Origin of the sequence: Propionivibrio sp., assembly GCF_047602565.1 — a bacterium.
In the GTDB taxonomy this organism is placed as follows: Bacteria; Pseudomonadota; Gammaproteobacteria; order Burkholderiales; family Rhodocyclaceae; genus Propionivibrio.
The window spans coordinates 4,806,987-4,828,049 of the sequence record NZ_JASGGX010000001.1; the positions used below are offsets into that span (position 1 = coordinate 4,806,987).

Below are 21,063 nucleotides of genomic sequence, written 5' to 3' on the forward strand. Positions count from 1 at the left end.
GCGGTATATGGAAATCAAGCGTTGTGGTTCGCAGGCGTCGCATGCCGGGTCAGCGGAATACTTCACCGGAACGGTGCGCATCGATCCGTTGTTTTCGCCGAGGACCGATGCCCGGGCCGCCGGCGCCAGCGTCACCTTCGAGCCGGGGGCGAGAACGGCGTGGCACACGCACCCGCTCGGCCAGACGCTGATCGTCACCGCCGGCCATGGCTTCGCGCAGCGCTGGGGCGGGCCGGTCGAGGCCATCCGGCCGGGCGACGTGGTCTGGTTTCCGCCGGGCGAAAAGCACTGGCACGGCGCGTCGCCGACGACGGCCATGACGCACATCGCCATCCAGGAACAGATGGACGGCAGGACCGTCGACTGGCTGGAAAAAGTGAGCGACGAACAATACGCGGCCGTCACGGATGCCGCTGCGTGATCGGCGCGGTGCCGCATACGGCATGAGGTGAATGCGCACGGGGCGGCATATTCCCGCCGGCATCAGACCCCGTCCACCCCGCACAGCGCGAGAATCGCCCGCAGTCCGGGACTGAGGTGCTTGTCGCGATGCAGGATGACCTGGAACTGCCGCTCCAGGTTGAGGAACGGCGTGCCGACCGGCGCCAGCCAGCCGGCCTGGAACGCATCGCGCAGTTCCAGCAGCGACAGGCAGCCCAGGCCGAGGCCGTTGCGCACGCATTGGCGGATGGCCTCGGGCTGTTCGAGTTCGAAGGCGACGCGGCGCGGCAGGGCCGCGCTGGCGAGCGCCCGGTCGAAGACGTCGCGCGTGCCCGAGCCTTTCTCGCGCACGACCCAGCCCACGTCCTTCAGGTCGCCGTGGCTCGCCGTCCGCCCGGCCAGCGGGTGCTCCGGGGCGGCGAACACGCTGAGCCGGTCCTGGTGCCAGACGAAGCGCTGCAGGCGTTCGTCCTGCACCGGGCCTTCGACGAAACCCAGGTCGATGCGGTAGTTCAGCAGGTCGGCGACGACCTGCTCGGTGTTCTTCAGCGACAGGCGCACCTCGCCGTGCGGATGCCGCCGGCCGAGTTCGGCGAGCAGGCCGGGCAGCAGGTGGTTGCCGATGGTCAGGCTGGCGCCGAGGTGCAGGTCGAAGGCCGGCTCGCCGCTACGCGCCGCCGCCTCGATCTCGCGCACGCGGTCGAGCACGTCCAGCGCCTTCGGCAGCAGCTGCCGGCCGGCTTCGTTGAGCAGCAGCTGGCGGCCGATGCGGTCGAACAGCTTGGTTTCGAGCTGCTGTTCGAGCTCGGCGAGCGCCGTGCTGGCGGCCGACTGCGTCATGGCGATGGCTTCCGCGGCGCGCGTGACGTGCCGCCGCCCGGCGATGGCGGCGAAGACTTCCAGTTGGCGGAGCGTGATTTTCATCAGAAAAATAAATTGAAATTATTCAAATAATCTGTTTTACGGATTGTATCGCCAGCGATTAGCCTTCGCCATCGCTTTCAAGAACATGGGACATGGAGAACAAAAGCGGCGGTGTTTCATCCGGCATGGCGCTGGTCGCCCTGATCGCGGCGACGGCGTGGGGGCTGGCGCAATGGGAAGGTCTGCGGCGGTACGGCGCCAGCTCACTGACGCTGTCGATCCTGCTCGGGGCGGCGCTCGGCAACGCCTTTCCCGGCCTGGGGCGGGACCGCTTCCGGCCCGGGCTGGCCTTTGCGCAGCGCCGTCTCCTGCGCGCCGGGGTGGCGCTCTACGGGTTCAACCTGAGCGTCCAGCAGATCATCCAGGTCGGCAGCACGGGCATTCTGGTGGACGTGGTGATGGTCGTCTCGACCCTGCTGGTCGGCGGGTTCGTCGGCCGGCGCCTGCTCGGCATGGACCGCGAGACCGTGCTGCTGGCGTCCGCCGGCAGCGCGATCTGCGGCGCGGCGGCGGTGGTCGCGACCGTGCCGATGCTGCGTTCGGAACACGGCGCGGTGGCGGAAAAGAGCGCCGTCGCCGTGGCCACCGTGGTGCTGTTCGGCACGCTGGCGATGCTGCTCTACCCGGCGCTCCACGCCTGGCTCGGCGGCGTCCTCGATTTCGGCATCTACGTCGGTTCGACGGTGCACGAGGTCGCGCAGGTGGTGGCCATCGGCAGTTCGCTCGGCGGCCACGTCGCGGACAGCGCGGTGATCGTCAAGATGATCCGCGTGCTGCTGCTGGTGCCCTTCCTGCTTTCGCTCGGCTGGTTCCTCGGCGATCGCGGCGGGCGGCACGCCGTGCCGGTGCCGTGGTTCGCCGTTGCGTTCGCCGCGCTGGCCGGCGTCAATTCGCTGCACATCCTGCCCGCCGGCGTGGTCGATGCGCTGCGCCTCGCCGGCGCGCTGCTGCTGACGGCGGCGATGGCCTCGCTGGGCATCGACACCAACCTCGCGCGCATGCGCCAGGCGGGCGTCCGGCCGCTGCTGCTGGGCGCCGGGCTGTTCGTGCACCTGGTGGCCGTCGGCGGCCTGGTCAACTGGCTCGCCGCCTGAGCGGCCGCGCGCGGCCTCTGACGCGGGAATCCCCGCGCAGTATCATCGCGCTTCGTGGCACAACGGAGTGGAGGGCGGCGCATGCGCCTGTTGCTTGTCGAAGACGACCCGATGATCGGCGCCAGCGTCCAGCGCGGGCTGAGGCAGGAGGGCTACACCGTCGACTGGGTGCGCGATGGCGCGGCGGCCGAACTGGCGCTGGCCGACAAAGTACACGAGATGATCCTGCTCGACCTCGGCCTGCCGCGCAAGGACGGCCTCGAACTCCTCGCCGGGCTGCGCCGCCGGGGCGTGGCGATTCCCGTGCTGGTGATCACCGCGCGCGATTCGGTGGCGGACCGGGTCAAGGGGCTGGACGCCGGCGCCGACGACTACCTCGTCAAGCCCTTCGACCTCGACGAACTGTCGGCGCGCGTGCGCGCCCTGATGCGGCGGCAGGGCGGCCGCGCCGCGCCGGTGATCGAGGTCGGCCCGCTCGCACTCGATCCGGCGACGCATGCGGTGACGCTCGCCGGCGCGCCGGTCGCGCTGTCCCGGCGCGAATTCTCGCTGCTGCACGCGCTGATGAAGCAGCCCGGCGTGCCGCTCTCGCGCGCCCAGATCGAGGAAAGCCTGTACGGCTGGGAGGAGGAGATCGAGAGCAACGCCGTCGAGGTGTACATCCACTCGCTGCGCCGCAAGCTCGGCGCGGACGCGATCCGCAACGTGCGCGGCGTCGGCTACATGGTGCCGGCCGGCTCATGAACTCGATCCGCCGCAGCCTGCTGCTCGCGCTGCTGGGCACGCTGTGCGCCGCGATGCTGGTCGGCGGCTGGGCCACCTACCGGGCGGCGCGCGACGAGGCCGGCGTGCTCTTCGACTACCACCTCGAACAGATCGCCCTGTCCCTGCGCGATCAGCGTTTCCAGGGCTCCGCCGAGGCGCTGGCGAGCGACGAGAGCCTGGACTACGTGATCCGCGTGTGGAACGAATCCGGCCTGACGGTGTTCTTTTCCCGGCCGCACGACGTGCTGCCGGAACTGACCCGGCTCGGCTATTCGACGACCGAGACGGCCGAAGGCGCGTGGCGCCTCTACGCCATCCAGTACCACGGGCAGACTATTGCCGTGGCCCAGCCGATGCGCGTGCGCGACCGCCTGGCGGCGAGGTCCGCCCTGCGTACGCTGAAGCCGTTCTTCGTCCTGCTGCCGGTGCTCGGCCTGCTGATCTGGTGGCTGGTCGGGCGCGGGCTGCGGCCGCTCGGGCGGCTGGCGCAGTCGGTGCAGGCGCATACGCCCGATTCGCTGGCGCCGCTGCCGGCCGGCGACGTGCCCGAGGAAGTGCGGCCGCTGGTCGCCGCGCTCAACGACCTGCTGATCCGCCTGAAGGCCTCGCTCGACGCGCAGCGGGCGTTCGTCGCCGACGCCGCGCACGAACTGCGCACGCCGCTGACGGCGCTGCAGCTGCAGACCCAGCTCGTCGAGCGCGCCGAATCCGCCGAGGACCGGGCGGCCGCGCTCGCCGACCTGAAGGACGGGCTGCAGCGCGCCACGCACACCCTGCGGCAGATGCTGACCCTGGCCCGCCAGGAGCCCGGCGCCGCCGAATCGGTGTTCGCCGAGATCGGCCTCGCGCAGCTGCTGCGCGAAGCGATCATCGAGCACACCCGCCTGGCCGCGGCCCGCAACATCGACCTCGGACTGGCGCGGGCGGACGAGGCCGCGACGGTCGCCGGCGACCGGGGCGCGCTGCGCATCCTGCTCGCCAACCTGATCGGCAACGCGCTGCGCTACGTGCCGGCAGGCGGGCGCGTCGACGTCAGCTGCGGCGTCCGCGACGGCGCGGCCTGGCTGGAAGTCGCCGACAACGGGCCGGGCATCCCGGCCGAGGAGCGCGAGCGCGTGTTCGACCGCTTCTACCGCCGCGGCGGCGGCCCGGGCGCCGGGCTCGGCCTGGCCATCGTCAGGACGATCGCGCAGCGCCACGGCGCCGCGGTGCGCCTGCTCGACGCCGACGGGGGCGGCCTGTCGGCACGGGTCGAATTCCCCGCCAAGGGGGACGACACGGTTTGATTTTTTGATTAATATCAAATCCACCGGCGATGCCATCGTGGTAGCGTCTGGTACAGGGATTCTTCGGCAGTCCATCGGCTTCCCGGCAGAACGACAATAAGCAACACCAGGGGCTCGCCAATCAACAACAACAGGGGCTCGCTCCGCCCGGCGGATTTCTTATGCGCGCGTGCGGCAGGGAGTCGATCGGAGGCAGACATGGGAGCAAAAGCATTGATGCGTTTCGTGGCGGGCGCGGGGATCGTTTGCGCCACGATTTTCGGCGGGCCGGCGGCGCAGGCCAGACAGCCCGACCCGGCGGTGGTCAAGCAGCAGGACCAGATCACCCAGACCACCATCGACCAGATGCGCAACGCGCTGCCCAAGACGGCGCTGGCCAAGGAGAAGCCCGCCGACGTGGGCCTCTGCTATTCCTGCCACAAGGACATCAAGGAGTTCCACGCGGCGAGCAAGCACGCCGGCGTGAACTGCGCGTCGTGCCACACCAATTTCGAGGATCACGTGGCCAAGGACGGCAAGGCGCCGATCGCCACGCGCACCGACCACGCCGCCTGCGGCACCTGCCACCAGCCGCAGTACGACTCCTTCGTGATGATCAACTACGAGTCCAAGGCGCGCCTCGAGAAGGGCACCTACCGGGGCCGTTCGCCGCTGTTCGAGAAGCTGCTGGCGCCGCACGGCTTCACCAAGGAGCATGCCGAGCCGCGCAGCCACATCTTCATGCTGCTCGACCAGCTGCTGGTCGACCGCGGCTACGGCGGGCGCTTCCAGCTCAACGACTGGACGCTGCTGACCGACGGCAAGGGCGCGGAAACGCAGCTGTGGAGCGCGGTGCTCAAGGATGCCGATCCGTCGAGCAGCGACCAGAAGGTGTTCATGCCGCAGACCGCTACGGCCTCCAACCCGGTGTGCCTGAACTGCAAGACGCAGGACCACATCCTGAAGTGGAAGTACATGGGCGACCCCGATCCGAAGGCCAAGTGGGCGCGGACCTCGAAGGTGGTCGACTTCGTGCGCGATCTGAAGCATCCGCTCAACTGCTACACCTGCCACGATCCGCACTCGACCGCCCCGCGCGTGGTGCGCGACGCGCTGATCGAGGCGGTGGTCGACCGCGGCATGGGCACCTATCCGAACGACAAGGCCAAGAGCGAGAAGATCACCATGAAGAAGGTGACCTTCCGCGACGGTTTTCGCGCCATCGGCGTGCTGAGCAAGCCGGATTCGAACCTGATGTGCGCGCAATGCCACGTCGAGTACAACTGCAATCCGGGCTTCGACACGCGCACCGGCGAGTTCAGCGTGACCATGGCCGACCGCCGCACCAACCACTTCTTCTGGGCCAACGTGTATGACTACAAGGCGGCGGTCGAGAAGATCAACTTCAAGGACTTCAAGCACGCCGCCACCGGCGCGCTGCTCTCCAAGCTGCAGCATCCGGATACGGAAACGTTCTGGGGCAGCAAGCACGAGCGGGAAGGCGTCGAGTGCAAGAACTGCCACATGCCGAAGGTCAAGCAGGACGGCAAGACCTACACCTCGCACTTCCAGCGTTCGCCGCGCTACAACGTCAAGGACACCTGCGTGGCGTGCCATGCCGATCTCAACGAGCAGCAGTCGCTGTACCTGATCGACTCGATCCAGAACTACACGCGCGGCAAGATGGCCAAGGCCGAGTACTGGCTGGCGCAGCTGATCGACACCTTCGCCAGGGCCCGCGCGGCGGGCGTGCCGGAGGAGGCGATCAAGAAGGCGCAGGCGCACCACGATCAGGCGCACATCTACTGGGAATGGTGGACCGCCGAGAACTCCGACGGCTTCCACAACCCCGGCGCGGCGCGCGACACGCTGACGCGCTCGGTCGACGAATCGCAGGCCGGCATCAAGGTGCTGAACGACGCGATCGCGGCGAAGAAGTGAAGCGGGATTGATCGACACCGCGGGGCGCGGGATGCCGCGCCCCTTTTTTTGACCGTTTTCCGATGACTTGATGATTCCCGAACTCGGCCACCTCGGCCTCATCCTCGCGCTGCAGCTGGCGCTGCTGCAGAGCGTGCTGGGCTTTTCCGGCGCGGCGCGCGGCAGCGCCCGGCTGATGGCGGCGGCGCGCGGTGCGGCCGCCGGGCAGGGCCTATTCGTCGCGCTGGGCTTCGCCGCGCTGGCGTGGTCGTTTTACGTGAACGACTTTTCGGTACTCAACGTCGCCGAGCACTCCTCGCGCCATCTGCCGGCGGCGTACCGGCTCACCGCGACGTGGGGTTCGCACGAGGGGTCGATCCTGCTGTGGGCGCTGATCCTGGCCGCCTGGACCGTCGCCGTGGCGGCGTCGGCGCGCCGCACCGGCGATGCGCTGGCGGCCCGCGCGCTCGCCGTGCTGGGGCTGGTGAGCACGGGTTTCCTGGCCTTCATCCTGTTCACCTCCAATCCCTTCATGCGCCTCGACCCGCCGCCGCCCGAGGGGCTGGACCTCAACCCGCTGCTGCAGGACCCCGGCATGATCATCCACCCGCCCTTGCTGTACATGGGCTACGTCGGCTTCTCGGTGGCCTTCGCCTTCGCCGTGGCGGCCCTGCTCGCGGGCCGCCTGGACGCCGGCTGGGCGCGCCGGGCGCGGCCGTGGACGCTGGTCGCCTGGCTGTTCCTGACCCTCGGCATCATGGTCGGGTCGTGGTGGGCCTACTACGAACTGGGCTGGGGCGGCTGGTGGTTCTGGGACCCGACCGAGAACGCCTCGCTGATGCCCTGGCTGGTCGGCACGGCGCTGGTGCACTCGCTCGCCGCCACCGCGAAACGCGGCATTTTCCAGGTGTGGACGGTGTTCCTGGCGATCGGCGCGTTTGCCCTGTCGCTGATCGGCACCTTCCTGGTCCGCTCGGGCGTGCTCTCGTCGGTGCACGCCTTCGCCCAGGACCCGGCGCGCGGTTTCTTCCTGCTGCTCCTGCTCGCCGTGCTGGTCGGCGCCGCGCTGTGGGTGCTGGCGCTGCGCGCGCCGAAGGCCGGCGGCGAGGCGGGCTTCGCGCCGTGCTCGCGCGAAACGCTGCTCCTCGCCGGCAACGTGCTGCTGCTGGTGGCCACCGGCACGGTGCTGCTCGGCACGCTCTACCCGCTGGCGCTCGACGCGCTCGGCCAGGGCAAGGTGTCGGTCGGCCCGCCGTACTTCAACAGCGTCTTCGTGCCGCTGATGGCGCCCGCGCTGCTGCTGCTCGGCATCGGGCCGCGCGTGCTCTGGCAACGGGCCGATCCGCGCGAGGTGCTGGCGGGCGCGGCGTGGCCGGCGATCGGGGCGGCGATCCTCGGGCCGGCGCTGTCGTTGGCCTACGGCGAACTGCGCTGGCAGGCCGCGCTCGGCGTCGGCCTGGCCGCGTGGATCGTCCTGTCCACGCTGCCGCGGCTCGTGCGGCGGGGCGGTTCGCTGGCGCAATGGGGCATGGGCCTGGCGCATTGCGGCGTGGCGGTCGGCCTGGTCGGCATCGGCCTGGTGACGGCGTTCGAGAGCGAGCGGGCGGTGACCCTGTCCGCCGGTGAATCGGCCGTGGTGGCGGGCCACGAGTGGCTGTTCAAGGGCGTCGTGGAAGTGCCGGGGCCGAACTACTCGGCGGTGCGCGGCACGCTGGCGGTCAGCCGCGACGGCGCGGCGGTCGCCGAGTTGCACCCGGAAAAGCGCGTCTATCACGCCTCGAAGATGCCGATGACCGAATCGGCGATCCGCTACGGCCTCGCCGGCGACCTCTACGTCGTGCTCGGCGATCCGGTCAGCCACGCGACCTGGACCGTGCGCATCTTCCACAAGCCGTTCGTCGGCTGGATCTGGGCCGGCGCGATGACCATGGCGCTCGGCGCCGCGCTGGCCGCGCTGGGCCGGCGCAGGGCGCGGCAGGGAGACGGGGAATGAGCTTCTGGCTGCTGGCCGCCGCGATGGTACTGCTGGCGCTGGCCTGCGTGCTGGCGCCGCTGCTGCGCGCGGCGGAAGAGGGTGAACAGCCGGCGGGACGCCGCTGGCTGATGCTGCTGGCGGTACTCGTGCCGCTGGCCAGCTTCGGGCTGTACCGCCAGCTGGGCGCGCCGGCGGTTCTCGACGCGCAGCCGGCGCTGCAGGGCAAGAGCCACGACGTTGACGCCATGCTTACTGCATTGGAAAAGCGCCTCAAGGACAAGCCGGACGACGCCGAGGGCTGGTTCGTGCTGGGCCAGTCCTACCTGGCCTTGCAGCGCGTGGCCGACGCCGAGGCGGCGCTGGCGCGCGCCGTCAAGCTGGCGCCGGGGCAGGCGCGGATGCTGGCGCAGTACGCCGAGGCGGTGGCGCTGGCCGACCAGGGCAACCTGCAAGGCCGGGCGCGCGCCCTGATCGCCGAGGCGCTGGAGCTCGACCCGCAGGAGGAAAAGGCGCTGGAACTCGCCGGCCTCGCCGCCTACCAGCGCGAGGAATGGGCTCAGGCCGCGTACTACTGGCGCTATCTCCTCAAGCGCCTGCCGCCGGAGAGCGAGTTCTACCAGGACATCGAGAGGGCGCTGAAGGACGCGCGCGGCAAGGCCGAGCATGCCTCCGGGCTGGGCGGCCGGGCGCAGCTGGAGCCGCCGCCCAAGCGCCAGGATGTGCCCTAGTAGCTAGTCACGATGAATCAAACGGACCTTCGGAATCCGTCATTCCGGGCTTGGCCCGGAATCCAGTGGCGCACCGCTGGATCCCGGCTTGCGCCGGGATGACGTGGCTATCCTTGCGTTCAGGTGTGACCGACTGCTAAAGACCGCCGACGTACTCGGCCAGCGCCCGGATTTCCTGGGGTTTGAGGCGCCTGGCGATGTCGGCCATCTGCGGGTCGGTGGCGCGGCGCCCGCTCTTGAACTCGCCGAGCTGCTTCGCGACGTACGGCCGCTGCTGGCCCGCCAGCCGGGGGAAGCGCGCGTTGCCGGCGCCGTCGGGCTGGTGGCACGACGCGCAGGGCTGCACCGCCGGATCGCCGTTGCCGTCCTCGTAGATCTGCCGGCCGGCTTCGGCCAGCGCGGGGTCGCCGGGACTGCCGGCAGGCATCTTCCGGCCGCCGTACCAAGCCGCGACGGCCCGGATTTCGTCCTCGCTCAATGCCGCGCCCAGCTGGGCCATGTCCTCGTTGCGCCGCCGGCCGTCGGCGAATTCCTTCAATTGCCTGGCGAGGTAGGCCGGCTGCAGGCCGGCGATGCGCGGGACGTCCGGCTCGCCGCCGGCGCCGTCGTTGCCGTGGCAGGTGGCGCACTTGGCGGCGGCGATCTGGCGCCCGTCGGCCGCCCGTCCGTCCTCGGGCATGAACGCGAAAAAGCAGGCGAGGAGGGCGCCGGCGGCGATCGCCGGAGCGCCTGGCAGGTGGTGCGGACTCATGCGGGAACTCCCTGATGTTGGAGGCGACTCACTTCGCCGGAGGCATTTTTCCGGCTTTGGTCCTTTAAGTCCAATTTAAGTTTCTTTTCGCTAGGATGCTTTCGTCGCAAGGAACGTGCCTTGCCTGAATGAATTACAGGAGGACGATCATGACCACCCGAATGTTGAAGAAGACGCTGATCGTGGCCGTGCTGTCGGCGGCGCTCAGCGGCGCCTATTCGCTCGCCACCCGCCAGGGTTTGTGGGAAAGCCACGCGGCCACGGCCCCGGTCGCCGCCGCGGCGACCTCCATGGCCGGCGCGGCGCTGCCCGACATGAGCGAGATCGTCGCCCGCAACAGCCCGGCGGTGGTCAACATCAGCATGTCCGGCAAGGTCAAAGGGCAGACCGGCCTGCCCGACTTCCCCGGCCTCGATCCGAACGACCCGTTCTACGAATTCTTCCGCCACTTCCGCATTCCGCAGCAGCGCGGCGAGCAGCAGATCCGCGGGCAGGGCTCGGGCTTCATCGTGCGCGAGGACGGCCTCATCCTGACCAACGCGCACGTGATCGACGGCGCCGACGAGGTCGTGGTGCGCCTGAACGACAAGCGCGAGTTCAAGGCCAAGGTGCTCGGCGCCGACAAGGCGACCGACGTGGCGGTGCTGAAGATCGACGCGCGCAGCCTGCCGACGGTGAAGATCGGCAATTCGACCGCTACGCGCGTCGGCGAATGGGTGCTGGCGATCGGCTCGCCGTACGGCTTCGAGAGCAGCGCCACGGCCGGCATCGTCTCGGCCAAGTCGCGCTCGCTGCCGGACGACAACTACGTGCCGTTCATCCAGACCGACGTGGCGGTGAACCCCGGCAATTCCGGCGGTCCGCTGTTCAATATGGCCGGCGAGGTGATCGGCATCAATTCGCAGATCTACAGCCGCACCGGCGGCTACCAGGGCTTGTCCTTCGCCATCCCGATCGACGTGGTGGTCTCCATCCAGGACCAGATTCTCAAGCACGGCAAGGTGCAGCGCGGCCGGCTCGGCGTCTCGATCCAGGAAGTGAACCAGTCGCTGGCCGAGTCGTTCGGGCTGAACAAGCCGACCGGCGCGCTGATCAGCTCGGTCGAGAACGGCGGCCCGGCGGCCAAGGCCGGCCTGGAACCCGGCGACGTGATCCTGGCGGTCAACGGCAAGGAAATCCAGTCGTCGAGCGAGCTGCCGCCGGTGATCGCCAACATCCGTCCGGGCGATACGGCCAAGCTGCAGATCTGGCGCAAGGGCGCCAAGCGCGACATCGAGGTCAAGGTCGGCGACGTCAAGGCGGAAAAGACCGCCAGCGCCGAGAGCACGGAAGCCGCGCCGGGCAAGCTGGGCCTCGCCCTGCGGCCGCTGCGGCCCGAGGAGCGCCGCCAGCTCGACGGCAAGAACGGCCTGCTGGTCGAGAACGTCTCGGGCGCCGCGGCGCGCGCCGGCATCCGTCCGGGCGACGTGGTGCTGTCGGTCAACGGCGAGGCGGTGACTTCGGGCGAGCAGTTGCGCGCGCTGGTGACGAAGGCCTCGAAGCGCGTCGCCCTGCTGATCCAGCGCGGCGACGCGACGCTGTTCGTGCCGGTCGACCTGGGCTGACCCGGACTTAACCACGGCGACACGGCGGGCACGGCGAGAGGCAAGAACCTTTTAACCACAACGAACACGGCGGGCACGACGAGAAACGGGATTTTGCTTTTCGCCGTGCCCGCCGTGTCGCCGTGGTCAACTGCTTCAATACATGCGGTGCCGGAACAGCCAGCTGGCCAGCGCCAGCGCGGTGACGCCGATCAGCGCCATCGGCCAGAACTGGTGGGCCAGCACGTCGAAGCCGGCGCCTTCCAGGAAGACCTTGCGCAGCACGACCATGAAATAGCGCAGCGGGTCGATCAGGGTGATGGCCTGCACCGCCGGCGGCATGTTGGCGATCGGCGTGGCGAATCCGGACAGGATGATCGCCGGCACCATGAACAGGAAGGCACCGAGCAGCCCCTGCTGCTGCGTGACGGCGAGCGAGGAGATGAGCAGTCCGAAGCCGACGCCGGAAAGCAGGAACAGCGCCAGCCCGCAGTACAGCGCCGGCAGGCTGCCGAGCAGCGGCACCCTGAACCACAGCGTGACGATCAGCAGGATGACGGTGCCCTGGACCAGCCCGATCAGGAAGCCGGGCAGGGCCTTGCCGATCAGGATCTCGCCCGGCCGCAGCGGGGTGACCAGCAACTGGTCGAAGGTGCCTTGCTCGCGTTCGCGCGCCACCGTCATGGCGGTGACCAGGATGGTGGTGATCAGCGCCAGCATGCCGATGATGCCGGGGACGAAGAACCACCGGCTTTCGAGGTTCGGGTTGAACCACGCGCGCGACTCCAGCACGGCGGGCGCGCCGGCCTGTCCGCGCCCGCGCAGCCATTGCCGGTTGAACGGGTTGACGATGCCGCGCACGTAGTTCAGCGCGACCATCGCGGTGTTCGAATTGCGCCCGTCGATGATCACCTGCAGCGGCGCGTCGATGCCGGCGGGCTGGGGCGCCAGCAGCCGTTCGGAAAAGCGCGGGGCGATGTGGATCACCAGCAGGACCTCGCGGTTGTCGATCAGCGGCGCGATCTCGCGCTCGGCGGACACCGTGGCCACCCGCCGGAACGCCGGCGCGCCGGCGAACGCGGCTTCGAGCGTGCGCGAGACGGCGCCACGGTCCTCGTTGTAGACGGCGTAGGGAATGTCCTTCAGCTCGAAGGTGGCGGCGTAGCCGAAGACGATGAGCTGGATGAGCGGCGGGCCGATCAGCACGGTGCGGCTTTTCGGGTCCTTGAGCAGCGCCAGGAATTCCTTGACGATCAGGGCGAGCAGCCGGGTGAGGGCGGGGGACAGGGTCATTCCAGGCGCTTTCTCGACTTGCGCCAGGTAACGCCGAGGAAGAAGACGGCCATCAGCGTGAGCGCCAGGGCGTTGGGCAGGACGATCGGCCACACGTCGCCGGCGAGGAACAGCGTCTGCGCGATGGCCACGAAGTAGCGGGCGACGATCAGGTGGGTGACGGCCTGGATGACGGACGGCATGCTCGGGATGTCGAAGATGAAGCCGGAGAGCAGGAACGCGGGCAGGAAGGTGCCGACGATGGCGATCTGCCCGGCGACGAACTGGCTGCGCGCCAGCGTCGAGATGGTCAGCCCCATGCCCAGCGCGGCCAGCAGGAACAGCGAGGCGCACGCCCACAGCAGCCAGAACGAGCCGCGCAGGGGCACGCCGAACAACCACACGGCCATGCCGACGGTGAGCAGCATGCCGCCGGTGCCGAGCGTGAAATAGGCGACGATCTTGCCGAGCAGGATTTCGCTCATGCTCGCCGGCGTCACCAGCAGCGCCTCCAGCGTGCCGCGCTCCCATTCGCGGGCCATGACCAGCGCGGTGAGCAGGGTGCCGATCAGGGTCATGATGATCGCCACCAGGCCGGGCACCAGGAAATTGCGGCTCTTCACCTCGCTGTTGAACCAGATGCGCGGCTCCATCTCGACGGGCATGACGAGTTCCTGGCCGCTGTCGGCCGCGCGGCGCGCCAGCCAGTTGCCCCAGGCGCCTTCGAGATAGCCCAGGGTGAGGCGCGCCGTGTTGGCGTCGACGCCGTTGACGATCACCTGGATCGGCGCGCCGTCCGGGCGGCGCAGGCGTTCGGAGAAATCGGCGCGCAGGCGGACGATGGCGTTCACCGCGCCCTCGCGCATCGCCTGTTCCGCCGCGTGCATCGACGGCGCCGGCAGCACCGCGAAGTAATGGCTGCCGCGCAGGCTGGCCTCGAAGTCGCGCGTATCCGCGGTCGGCTGCTCGGCGACGAAGGCGACCGGCACGTGGTCGGCGTCGAGCGACACGCCGTAGCCGAACAGCAGCAGCAGGAACAGCGGCATCAGGAAGGCGATGGCGATGCTGCTCGGATCGCGCACGATCTGCAGGAATTCCTTGCGCACCAGGGCGGAGAGGCGCATCGCGGACAGCGGTTGCGCCGTCATGCCTCCTCCACCAGCTTGATGAACGCATCCTCCATGCTCGGCTGCGGATGCTCCGGCGAGCGGGCGGCGGCCTTGATCGCCGCGGGGTCGCCCATGCTCAGGATGCGGCCGGCGGCCATGATCACCAGCCGGTCGCAGTATTCGGCCTCTTCCATGAAATGGGTGGTGACCAGCACGGTCACGCCGGCCAGCGCCAGGGTGTTGATGCGCTGCCAGAATTCGCGCCGCGCCAGCGGATCGACGCCGGAGGTCGGCTCGTCGAGGAACAGGATGTCCGGGCCGTGCATCAGCGCGCAGGCCATGGCCAGGCGCTGCTTGTAGCCGAGTGGCAGGTCGCCGGCGAAGCGCTCGCGGTAGCGGCCCAGGTCGAACTCGTCCTCGGCCCAGGCCAGCCGGTCGTCGCGGCGCGGTCCGGCGAGGCCGTAGGCGCTGGCGAAGAATTCGAGGTTCTGCGCCACGCTGAGGTTGGTGTACTGGGAGAATTTCTGCGACATGTAGCCGATGCGCTCGCGCGCCACGGCCGCGGCGTGGCGCAGGTCGAAGCCGGCGACCTCGACGTGCCCGCTGCTGGCCGGCAGCAGGCCGCAGAGCATGCGGAAGGTGGTCGACTTGCCGGCGCCGTTGGCGCCCAGCAGGCCGAAGATCTCGCCGCGCCGGACCTCGAAGCTGACGCCGTTGACGGCGCGGAAGTCGCCGAAGCGCCGGACCAGGTCGGCGACCTTGATCACCGGCGCCGCATCGTCCGGCGGGAGGTCCTGGGATGGCCGGGTGGACGAGCTCTCCCTCCCCTTCAAGGGGAGGGCCGGGGTGGGGATGGGGTCGGTACCCCGGCTCGGCGTGCCTTGCTTCCCCGACGCTTCCCCCATCCCCCTCCCGGCCTCCCCCTTGAAGGGGGAGGAGTCGAGGGGCGCGCGCAGCATGTCCACGAAGACGTCCTCGAAGCGCGGCGCGACCGGCGCCACCGTGGCGCCGGTCATTTCCGGCAGGCGGCTCGCCGCGGCGGGAAAGGCTGGCTCCCGCGTAACCACGCGCACCTGTTCGCCCTGCACCAGGGCGTTGACCACGCCGTCCGCGCGCGCCAGCGTCATCTGCAGCGCCCGGTGGGACACGCCGTTGACGGCCACCGACCAGGTGCGCCCGGACATGCGCGCGCTCATTTCATGCGGCCGGCCTCGGTCGAGCACCTTGCCCTCGTGCAGCAGGACCACGTCGCGGCAGCGCTCGGCCTCGTCGAGATAGGCGGTGGACAGCAGCACGCTCATGCCGGCCTCGCCCACCAGCCGGTTGACGATGGCCCACAGTTCACGGCGCGAGACGGGGTTGACGCCAACCGTCGGCTCGTCAAGCAGCAAGAGGCGCGGCGGGCGCACCAGCGTGCAGGCCAGGCCGAGCTTCTGCTTCATGCCGCCGGACATACGCCCGGCCAGCCGGCCGGTGAACGGCGCGAGGCCGGTCATGTGCATCAGCTCGGCGTAGCGCTCCGCCCGGGCCGCCCTGGGCACGCCCTGCAGGTCGGCGTAGAGGTCGAGGTTCTCCTGCGCGGTGAGGTCCTCGTAGAGGCCGAAGCGCTGCGGCATGTAGCCGAGCGCCGCCTGCACCGCCAGCGATTCGCGCGTGGCGTCCAGGCCGAGCGCGCGGATCGTCCCGGCGTCGGGCACGAGCAGGCCGGCGGCGAGCCGCATCAGGGTGGTCTTGCCGGCGCCGTCGGGTCCGATCAGGCCGGTGATGACGCCCGGATCGATGGCGAAGCTGACGCCGTCCAGCGCCACGGTGTGCTGCCCGTCCGCGGCGAACGCCTTGATCAGCCCGTCGGCGACGAGCACGGGGGCGGCGGCGCCGGCCATGCGTCAGCGCGCCGGCGCGGTTTCGGGGCAGGGCGGCGTTTCCGCCGGCGGCGCCTGGTCGAGCGCGATGGTCACCGTCGCCGGCATGCCCTGGCGCAGTTCGCCGGCGCCGGCACAGGCGTAGACGCGGGTCTGATAGACCAGGCTCGAACGGATGTCGGCCGTCTCCACGGACTTGGGAGTGAACTCGGCGCTGGGGGAGACGTGGCCGATCCAGCCGGGATAATCCTTGCCGGGATGGCTGTCGGTGCGGATGGTGGCGCGCGCGCCGACCGGGACGCGCCCGAGCTGCGTCTCGGGCAACCAGACGCGCACCCACAGCGGTTCGGTCAGCGCCAGCGTGAACACCGCCTTCTGCGGCGAAGCCATGTCACCGACTTCCAGGATGCGCTTGTCGATGATGCCGTCGGACGGCGCATGCAACTCGCCGTCGGCGAGGTCGCGGCGGAGCTGGGCGGCGGCGGCCTCGTAGGCGGCCAGCGTCGCCCGCGCGGCGGCGACGTCCTCGCGGCGCGGGCCGAGTTCGGCCAGCCGCGCGGCCTCGTTGGCGGCCTGCCACTGCGCGCGTGCCTTGTCGAGCGCGAAGCGGGCGGTATCGGCTTGCTGATACGAGATGAAATTGCGCTCGACCAGGCTTTTCTGGCGCCGGTAGAAATTCTCGGCGTCTTCCATCGAAACTCGCGCGGCGTCGCGCTGCGCCCGCGCCTGGCGGATTTCCTCGGGCCGCGATCCGGCTTCCAGGCGCTTCACCGTTTCCTGCTGCGCGGCGGTCTGGGCCTCGGCCTGTTGCAGCGCCAGGCGCAGCCGCTCGGTGTCCAGCCGCGCCAGCAGCTGGCCGGCCTTGACCGCATCGCCCTCGCGCACCTCGATCCGCGAGATCCTGCCGCTGGCGTTGAAGGCCAGTTCCACCTGCCGGATGTTGACGTTGCCGTGCAGCGTCAGTTCGTTGGCGGTTTCTCCGCCGGTGCGCAGATAGAGGAAGGCACCGGCGGCGACGGCGGCGATGACGACGATCGCCGCGATTATTCTGATCTTCAAGGCGTGATTCTCCGAAATGGCGCCACCCAAAGACAGGTTGCCATGCCCCAGGCGGCTATTTCGCGGCCGGTTCCGCGGCGGGAACGGCCATGCTCAGGGCGCCGGCCTCGGCGGCGCAGTCGCGGTTCGGCGGCAGGCCGAGCGCGCGGGCGGCCGCGATCTCCTTGCGCGCCATGCGCATGTCGGCCTGGAACTCGGGGCTGGCCTGGAGGCGGGCATACGTGTACACGCCGACGAAGCGCCCCTGCACGGTGTCGCTCTGCCAGTGCATGTTGCAGATGACCCGGCTTTCGGCGAAGGCCTGCGCGCGCTTCAGGATCGGCACGGCGCGGTCGGGCGCCAGTTCGGCGAGCACCAGCGACCACGCGGTGCCGGTGGACGAATGGCCGGAGGGATACGAGCGGTCGGCGCCGAGGCGGTCCATTTCCTCCGGCGTGCATGGCACCTGTTTGTTGACCACGAACGGCCGGTTGCGCTTGTAGAGCTCCTTGGCGCCGTCGCCGGCGTAGCCCGCGTCGCTGGCGACGCGCCGCAGCAATTGATAGAGGTAGGGCGTATCCTGCTGGGTGATCGGCGCGCCCAGGGCGCAGGAGTAGACGCCGGCGGCTTCGGGGAAATTGACGTCGGCATCGCGGGTGGCGAGCTTCCACCGCTCGCTTCCCTGCAGGCGCAGCGCGGCCCGGCTGACCGCCTCGTCGGTGGCCGTCTCGGCCGGCGTCGAGGGCGGCGGCGGGAGGATGGCTTTCGAGTCGATGCGCTCGTTGATCGGCAGGTAGCCGATCAGGCGTCCCGGCTTGAGTTCCGGGACCGGCGCCGGCCGTTCCTGAGACTGGGTCGCGCAGCCGGCGAGCATGATGAAGCATGTGGCGAGCGTAAAACGCTGCAGCGGGAGACTCATGAGGAACTCCTTCGAGGTTATGACGGGATGCCGGCGATTATAGGCCGCAACGCCGGCTGGCGACGCGCTTTTCCCGAACGTCCGTCACCGGCCGCGGCATCCGGCCCGCGCCCGCAAGCGGGAATGCGCAAAAGGCTTTTGGTGTTTTATAAGATTCTTGTAAATCTAGTTAAATAAGTAGAAAACACTACTTTAAATCGTTGACTATTATGTTTTGTACTATAAAAATTATACATACCAGCACACAGTTCTGAATACGCCGCCTGCGACGGGCACCAACCGCAGCATTCGTCGATCGGGGGATCGGGCCGGTTCTGGTTCAGCTCACGGGACAAGTCGAATACACACAAGGAGAGGCAGGAACATGAACAACGCAATTTTTCAAATCAAGTTTCCCCAGAACGAGCCGGTGAAGGGCTACATGCCCGGTTCGCCGGAAACGCTTGCCTTGAAGGCCGAGCTCGAAAGGCAGCTGGCCAATCCGGTCAACGTGCCGGCGATCATCAACGGGCAGGAATTTCATCTGGAGAATACGGCAAACATCGTCTGCCCGCATGACCATCGGCAGAGCCTCGGCAAATACGCCGTCGCCGGCGAGAAGGAACTGCGCATGGCGGTCGAGGCGGCCGAAGCGGCCAAGGCGGGCTGGGAGAACATGCCCTGGGAGCAGCGGGCGACCATCTTCCTGAAAGCCGCTGATCTGCTGACCGGAAAATACCGGGCGAAGATGTCCGCGTCCTGCATGCTGGGACAAAGCAAGAACCCCTACCAGTCGGAGATCGACAGCGTCTGCGAACTGGCCGATTTCCTGCGGTTCAATCCCTATTACCTGCAGGAAATCTACAAGCAGCAGCCGATCAGCCCGGACGGTTTCTGGAACCGGGTCGAATACCGCCCGCTCGACGGGTTCGTGGCCGCGATCTCGCCGTTCAACTTCACGTCGATCGGCGCGAATCTCGTTTCCGCGCCGGCGATGGTCGGCAACACCGTCGTGTGGAAACCGTCGTTGACGGCGGTGCTGTCGAGCTACTACGTGATGCGGATCCTCATGGAAGCGGGGCTGCCTCCCGGAGTCGTCAACTTCGTGCCGTGCAAGGGGACGGATTTCGGCAGGGTCGTCGTGGATCATCCCCACATGGCCGGCTTTCATTTCACCGGTTCCACCGAAGTGTTCAACGGCATCTGGAAGCGGGTCGGGGAGAAGATCGACAAGTACGTCTCGTACCCGCGCCTGGTGGGAGAGACGGGCGGCAAGGACTTCATTTTCGCCCACCGCTCGGCGGACGTGGAGGCGCTGGTGTGCGCCATGGTGCTCGGCGCTTTCGAGTATCAGGGCCAGAAATGTTCCGCCGCGTCGCGCGCCTACGTTCCGCGGAGCCTGTGGGGCGAGGTGGAGAAGCGGCTCAGGAGCGAGATCGGCAAGGTCAGGATGGGCGACGTCCGCGATTTCTCGAATCTGATGAACGCGGTGATCGACAGGAATTCGTTCGAGAACATCCGGCGCTATATCGATTGCGCCAGGTCTTCCGACGAGGCGGAAGTCCTGATCGGCGGCAAGTGCGACGACAGCGTCGGCTATTTCGTGGAGCCCACGGTGATTCTGGCCAAAACCCCGACGTTCAAGACGATGGTGGAAGAAATCTTCGGTCCGGTGCTGACCATCTACGTTTATCCGGACGAGGCGCTGGATGAGACACTGCACGCCTGCGATACGGCCACCAGCTATGCCCTGACCGGCGCCGTGTTCGCGCAGGAGCGGGACGCCATCATCAAGATCGCGGGCGCCTTGAACCACGCCGCCGGCAATTTCTACGTCAATGACAAACCCACCGGCGCCGTGGTCGGGCAGCAGCCGTTCGGCGGCAGCCGGGGATCGGGCACCAACGACAAGGCGGGCAGCGCGGTCAACCTGTATCGCTGGATCAGCCAGCGCGCGATCAAGGAGACGATGCTGCCGCGCACGGTGGTCAATTATCCGTACATGTCGTGCGAGTGAAACCAGTGGCAAGGACTGCCCGCGCCGCCAGCGCGCGGGCGGCCGTAGCGGGAAACGCGCTTGCAAAAAACTTCGGCGCTACATGCGTTCCGACATCAATCATTAGGGGAGTGGGTCAATGATCACAATCAACAGCGAGCAAAAAAAGGCGTTGATGGCCAGCCTGTTCGGCGCCGCCATCGAATGGTTCGATTTCTTCCTGTATGGAACGGCCGCGGCCCTGGTCTTCGGCAAGTTGTTCTTTCCGAACTCCGATCCGGCCGTCGGACTGCTGCTTTCCTACGTAACCTTCTCGATTCCGTTCTTCATCAGGCCGTTCGGCGGGGTGATCTTCGCGCACATCGGCGACAAGCTCGGCAGGAGAAAATCCCTGATCCTGACCTTGAGCCTGATGGGCGGCGCGACGGTCCTGATCGGCTGCCTGCCGACCTACGCCCAGTGGGGGTTCTACGCGCCGCTGGCGCTGATGACGCTGCGCGCCATCCAGGGGCTGGGAATCGGCGGCGAATGGGGCGGCGCCTTGCTGATGGCCGTGGAGAACTCCGACAAGACGACCAAGAGCCTGTTCGGCAGCGTGCCGCAGATGGGCGTGCCGCTGGGCATGCTGTTCGGCACGGCGGCGCTGAATCTGGTCGGCCAGTACGTCAGCGAGGCGGAATTCCTGGAGTGGGGATGGCGCATCCCGTTCGTGAGCAGCGCGGTCCTGGTGGCCATCGGCTTGTGGCTGAGGTTCAGGATCAACGAGACGCCGGAGTTCGAGGAGGCGAAGAAGAAGGGCAAGCAGGTGAAGATTCCGCTGGTGGCGACGCTCAAATACCACTGGCGGGAGGTGCTGCTGGCCATCGGCCTGAAAGTGGTGGAAACCGCGCCGTTCTACATCCTGAGCACCTTCGTCATCACCTACGTGACGAAGACGCTGGAATTGCCGAAGAACGTCGTGCTGACGGCCATCACCTGGGCGACGATCACCTGCATCTTCATGATTCCCATCATGGGCCTGGTGGCGGACCGCGTGGGGCGCAGGAGGATGTACGGCTGGGGCGCCTTCATCCTGATGCTCTATGCCTTCCCCTATTTCGCCTTGCTGAACACCAGGGACCCGGTGTGGATCAGCGTCGCCACGGTCGTCGGGCTCGGCATCATCTGGACGCCGATCACCGCGGTCCTGGGCACCTTGTCCGCGGAGATCTTCGACCCGGAAGTCAGGTACACCGGCGTGACGCTCGGCTACCAGGCCGGGGCGGCGCTGGCCGGCGGCACGGCGCCGTTGATCGCCACGATGCTGATGCTGAATTACGGCGGCTCGTACATCCCCGTCGCCATTTATTTCATGATCACCTGCGTCATATCGCTGATCACGATCAACAGCGTCAGCGGCCACAAGAGCCAGGTGGAAAGCAGATCATTGGCCTGACGGCGTT

The 21,063-nt window shown here is 68.4% G+C and carries 17 protein-coding genes; 10 read left to right on the plus strand and 7 right to left on the minus strand.

Annotated features, from left to right (window positions below):
* Positions 1-7 precede the first annotated feature (7 nt).
* Positions 8-421 (plus strand): cupin domain-containing protein, encoded by a 414-nt coding sequence (locus tag QM701_RS22750; protein ID WP_415169270.1) that lies wholly within the window; start codon positions 8-10, stop codon positions 419-421.
* Positions 422-483: 62 nt separating this feature from the next.
* Here the strand turns inward: QM701_RS22750 and QM701_RS22755 are convergent, their stop codons facing one another.
* Positions 484-1,365, minus strand: a complete 882-nt coding sequence (locus tag QM701_RS22755; protein ID WP_415169271.1) for a LysR substrate-binding domain-containing protein — start codon at positions 1,363-1,365, stop codon at positions 484-486.
* 92 nt (positions 1,366-1,457) lie between these two features.
* Between QM701_RS22755 and QM701_RS22760 the strand changes: the two genes are divergently transcribed.
* From QM701_RS22760 to QM701_RS22785, 6 genes are all read left to right on the plus strand, one after another.
* Positions 1,458-2,459, plus strand: a complete 1,002-nt coding sequence (locus tag QM701_RS22760; RefSeq protein ID WP_415169272.1) for a YeiH family protein — start codon at positions 1,458-1,460, stop codon at positions 2,457-2,459.
* Between the two features lie 81 nt (positions 2,460-2,540).
* Positions 2,541-3,203, plus strand: a complete 663-nt coding sequence (locus QM701_RS22765) for a response regulator (protein WP_415169273.1) — start codon at positions 2,541-2,543, stop codon at positions 3,201-3,203.
* Positions 3,200-4,510: an ATP-binding protein gene (locus QM701_RS22770; RefSeq protein ID WP_415169274.1), complete on the plus strand. Its 1,311-nt coding sequence runs from the start codon at positions 3,200-3,202 to the stop codon at positions 4,508-4,510. Before QM701_RS22765 ends, QM701_RS22770 begins: the two co-directional genes overlap by 4 nt.
* A gap of 198 nt (positions 4,511-4,708) precedes the next feature.
* Positions 4,709-6,430 (plus strand): ammonia-forming cytochrome c nitrite reductase subunit c552, encoded by a 1,722-nt coding sequence (locus QM701_RS22775; RefSeq protein WP_415169275.1) that lies wholly within the window; start codon positions 4,709-4,711, stop codon positions 6,428-6,430.
* A gap of 70 nt (positions 6,431-6,500) precedes the next feature.
* Positions 6,501-8,402: a heme lyase CcmF/NrfE family subunit gene (locus tag QM701_RS22780; RefSeq protein ID WP_415169276.1), complete on the plus strand. Its 1,902-nt coding sequence runs from the start codon at positions 6,501-6,503 to the stop codon at positions 8,400-8,402.
* Positions 8,399-9,112: a tetratricopeptide repeat protein gene (locus QM701_RS22785; protein ID WP_415169277.1), complete on the plus strand. Its 714-nt coding sequence runs from the start codon at positions 8,399-8,401 to the stop codon at positions 9,110-9,112. Before QM701_RS22780 ends, QM701_RS22785 begins: the two co-directional genes overlap by 4 nt.
* Positions 9,113-9,248: 136 nt before the next feature.
* Here the strand turns inward: QM701_RS22785 and QM701_RS22790 are convergent, their stop codons facing one another.
* Positions 9,249-9,863: a c-type cytochrome gene (locus QM701_RS22790; protein ID WP_415169278.1), complete on the minus strand. Its 615-nt coding sequence runs from the start codon at positions 9,861-9,863 to the stop codon at positions 9,249-9,251.
* A gap of 149 nt (positions 9,864-10,012) precedes the next feature.
* On the opposite strand from QM701_RS22790, the gene QM701_RS22795 reads away from it, so the two are divergent.
* Entirely contained in the window at positions 10,013-11,467 is a 1,455-nt protein-coding gene (locus QM701_RS22795) for a DegQ family serine endoprotease (RefSeq protein WP_415169279.1), read from the plus strand.
* A 135-nt stretch (positions 11,468-11,602) separates the two neighbouring features.
* Here QM701_RS22795 and QM701_RS22800 read toward each other — a convergent pair whose 3' ends face one another.
* Genes QM701_RS22800 through QM701_RS22820 form a run of 5 tightly spaced genes read right to left on the minus strand, consistent with a single transcriptional unit; the run spans position 11,603 to position 17,646 of the window.
* Positions 11,603-12,739, minus strand: a complete 1,137-nt coding sequence (locus tag QM701_RS22800) for an ABC transporter permease (RefSeq protein ID WP_415169280.1) — start codon at positions 12,737-12,739, stop codon at positions 11,603-11,605.
* On the minus strand, positions 12,736-13,866 hold the full coding sequence (locus QM701_RS22805; RefSeq protein WP_415169281.1) for an ABC transporter permease: 1,131 nt from the start codon (positions 13,864-13,866) through the stop codon (positions 12,736-12,738). The genes QM701_RS22800 and QM701_RS22805 overlap by 4 nt, the downstream gene beginning before the upstream one ends.
* Complete coding sequence (locus QM701_RS22810; RefSeq protein WP_415169282.1) at positions 13,863-15,710, minus strand: ATP-binding cassette domain-containing protein; 1,848 nt, start codon at positions 15,708-15,710, stop codon at positions 13,863-13,865. The genes QM701_RS22805 and QM701_RS22810 overlap by 4 nt, the downstream gene beginning before the upstream one ends.
* Before the next feature lie 3 nt (positions 15,711-15,713).
* Positions 15,714-16,748 carry an efflux RND transporter periplasmic adaptor subunit gene (locus QM701_RS22815; RefSeq protein WP_415169283.1) on the minus strand — a complete coding sequence of 345 codons (1,035 nt, stop codon included), beginning with the start codon at positions 16,746-16,748 and terminating at the stop codon, positions 15,714-15,716.
* 55 nt (positions 16,749-16,803) lie between these two features.
* Positions 16,804-17,646, minus strand: coding sequence for an acid phosphatase (locus QM701_RS22820; protein WP_415169284.1), 843 nt, complete (start codon positions 17,644-17,646; stop codon positions 16,804-16,806).
* Positions 17,647-18,010: 364 nt separating this feature from the next.
* Here QM701_RS22820 and pruA point away from each other — a divergent pair, with 364 nt between their 5' ends.
* Both pruA and QM701_RS22830 read left to right on the plus strand, forming a co-directional pair.
* Complete coding sequence (pruA, locus tag QM701_RS22825) at positions 18,011-19,642, plus strand: L-glutamate gamma-semialdehyde dehydrogenase (protein ID WP_415169285.1); 1,632 nt, start codon at positions 18,011-18,013, stop codon at positions 19,640-19,642.
* A gap of 118 nt (positions 19,643-19,760) precedes the next feature.
* Positions 19,761-21,056 carry an MFS transporter gene (locus QM701_RS22830; protein ID WP_415169286.1) on the plus strand — a complete coding sequence of 432 codons (1,296 nt, stop codon included), beginning with the start codon at positions 19,761-19,763 and terminating at the stop codon, positions 21,054-21,056.
* The last annotated feature ends 7 nt before the right edge of the window (positions 21,057-21,063 follow it).